We start from the raw sequence: 2,497 nt of genomic DNA, 5'->3' as shown, positions 1-2,497 counted from the left end.
TCACACCCCAGGGCCCCATCGAGACCGAAGCCGCACGACGCCTCGCCGAGGACACCAAAGGCCAGTAGCTCCCGGTTGCCCAACACTTTCTGAGACCGATGCTCGATGCCGCGTCGGCCCGGCGCCGGGCCCGGACGGTACGGGACGAAAATCCGAAGGCGGCCGAAGTGGCCTCGCTGGACGAGGAGTTGCCGACGATTGCGGAGGCCGTGGCCCGGCGGGTGAAGCCGCCCGGCTCGATCGGGCGCTGATGGGCGCCTGGCCCGGGCCAGGTGCCGGCCGCCACCGGGGAGCCTGTGGGTCGAGTCGGCCCGGCTCGGCCTCATCGTCGCCGTCATCGCCATCGCCGCGCCTACCGATGCAGGCCCCGTCCCGTCCGCCGATTCGGGGCCGACCGGCGGACGGCACGGGGTCACGTCAGCAGTGGTGGGTGAAAAGGTTGAGCCCGTCGCCGGGGTGGACCGGCGTCGGCATGTCCTCGATCGGCGGGTGGACGGTGCGGCCCGCCTTGATCGTCTCCACGATGGTGATGTTCTGGATCTCCTCCCCCGGCACCGTGGCCGGGTTGGCGCTCAGAATCACCAGGTCGGCCAGCTTGCCGACCTCGATGCTGCCCTTGTCGCGGGTCTCGCCGTACTGGTGGGCGGCGTTGATGGTGATCGACTTGACCGCGTCGAGGCCGGACACGCACTGGTGCGCGCCCAACGTCTCGCCGCTGCGGGTGATCCGGGTGACCTGGCTGGAAAGGATCGCGATCGAACTGGGCCGGGCGACCGGCGCGTCGTGGTGCGATGTGTAGATCATCCCGTGTTCCAACGCCCACTGGGCGGGCGAGATGTCGACCGCGCGTACCGGTCCGAGCACGGTCTCGTAGTACCAGTCGCCCCAGTAGAACGTGTGCATCGAGAAGAAGGACGGGATGATGCCGAGTTCGCGGAACTTCCCGATCTGGTCCCGGCCCGCGATCTGACAATGGATTCCGGTGGTCCGGCGATCCGGCGACGCCCCGAACGCGTCTACGGCGGCTTCCACCGCGCGAATGAACTGGGCGATCGCGGCGTCGCCGTTGACGTGCGCGATCACCTGCCAGTCGTGTTCGTAGCCGGCCATGACCTGGGCGTGGGCGACCTCCTCCTTCAGGGTCGGATAGCCGACGTACTCCTTGTCCTCGGTCTCCGGAGGCGTCTTGTAGGGCTCGCGCAGCCAGGCGGTGCGGCCCTGCGGCGAGCCGTCGAGGACCAGTTTGATGCCCGCCGCGCGCAGGCCGTTGGTGTAGTCGGGGCTCACCCGGATCCGGTGCGGCTCGTCGATCGCCTCCTGGGCCTTGACGTAGACGACGACATCCATCGGCAGGCCGCCGGGCGTACCTTGGGCGATCTCGCGCAGCGCGTCCAGCACGTTCAAGGACGCGGCGCCCTCCTGCACCGTGGTGAAGCCGAAGCCAGCCGCCGCCTTGAGGCCCCGGTCCAGGAATCGGGCCGTGTCCTGCGGGGCGATGCCCGCGATGGCCAGGTCGGAGGCAGGCGAGAACGCGGTCTCCTCCAGTACCCCGTCGGGTTCCCCGAACGGCAGTACGCTCATGTCGCCGCGCCGGATCACCCCGCCGGGCGGATCCTTCACCCGGGCGTTGTAGCCCAGCAGTTCCAGCCCCTTGCTGTTGACCGCGCCCAGATGGAACGACTGGTGGATGGCCAACACCGGTCGTTCCGTGGAGACTTCGTCCAGGTCGGCTCGGGTGGGATGCTTCTTTCCGTCGAGCCGGGAGTCGTCGTAGCCGAAGCCGATGATCCACGCGGAGCGTTGCCCGACCTCGCTGTCCGCGAATTCGGACAGCTTCCGTTTGATCGCGTCGATGTCACCGACGTCGCCGTCGGGTTCGCCGAGCAGGTCGGCGACCGTGGACTGGAGGCCGGTGCCGATCACGTGGCCGTGCGGGTCGATGAATCCGGGCAGGAGTGCGGCGCCGGCGAGGTCGTACAGGCGGGTGGTCGGGCCCTGCCAGTGCGTGAGCGCCTCCGCCAGGTCACCGACGAAGACGATCCGCTCACCCCGGACGGCGACCGCCTCGGGCCGAGCCGCGCGGGGCCCGGGCCCGTCCGCCACGGTCTCGATCTCGCCGCCGTGGAAGATCACATCCGCCGCCTGCGCGCGAGTCTCGGACACATTCGCCTCGGGCATCACAAACCACCTTGTCCTTCACATACAACGCCGAACGTTTCGCTACGAAGTCTGTCGGCAACACACCGTGACGATTAAGGCGAGATTCGGACATCTTGCGCGTGGCCCATGGGGAAACGGGTCCTCGCCCAGCGCTGTTCGGGTCATGTAGTCACGTAGTCACGTAGTACCGCGCTCGACACCGGCGACGACCGGGCTCCGGCACACGGGGAGGGTCCGCGACACGGAGGGGGCCGCGACACGGGGAGTCCCGCGACGGGGAGGGTCCCGCGACACGGGGGGTCCCGCCACGCGGAGGGTCCCGCGACACGGACGGTCC

General features: G+C 69.3%; 2 protein-coding genes. One reads left to right on the top strand and one right to left on the bottom strand.

Translation table 11 applies throughout. From position 1 onward, the window contains the following. The first annotated feature begins 98 nt into the window (after positions 1–98). The gene (locus tag GT354_RS15310; protein WP_161356867.1) at positions 99–251 is read left to right on the top strand and encodes a hypothetical protein; all 153 of its coding nucleotides are present in this window, start codon (positions 99–101) and stop codon (positions 249–251) included. A 166-nt stretch (positions 252–417) separates the two neighbouring features. Here GT354_RS15310 and GT354_RS15305 read toward each other — a convergent pair whose 3' ends face one another. Continuing rightward, on the bottom strand, positions 418–2,178 hold the full coding sequence (locus tag GT354_RS15305) for an amidohydrolase (protein WP_161356866.1): 1,761 nt from the start codon (positions 2,176–2,178) through the stop codon (positions 418–420). Between the last annotated feature and the right edge of the window lie 319 nt (positions 2,179–2,497).

Origin of the sequence: Streptomyces sp. SID3343, assembly GCF_009865215.1 — a bacterium.
GTDB lineage: Bacteria > Actinomycetota > Actinomycetes > Streptomycetales > Streptomycetaceae > Embleya.
Note: the sequence above shows the minus strand (reverse complement) of the source record. Positions and strands in the feature narration are given on the sequence as shown.

Bases quoted from the DNA above. Each gene is read 5' to 3' on its own strand.
- GT354_RS15310 (WP_161356867.1), top strand. From the start codon at position 99: ATGCTCGATGCCGCGTCGGCCCGGCGCCGGGCCCGGACGGTACGGGAC.
- GT354_RS15305 (WP_161356866.1), bottom strand. From the start codon at position 2,178: ATGCCCGAGGCGAATGTGTCCGAGACTCGCGCGCAGGCGGCGGATGTG.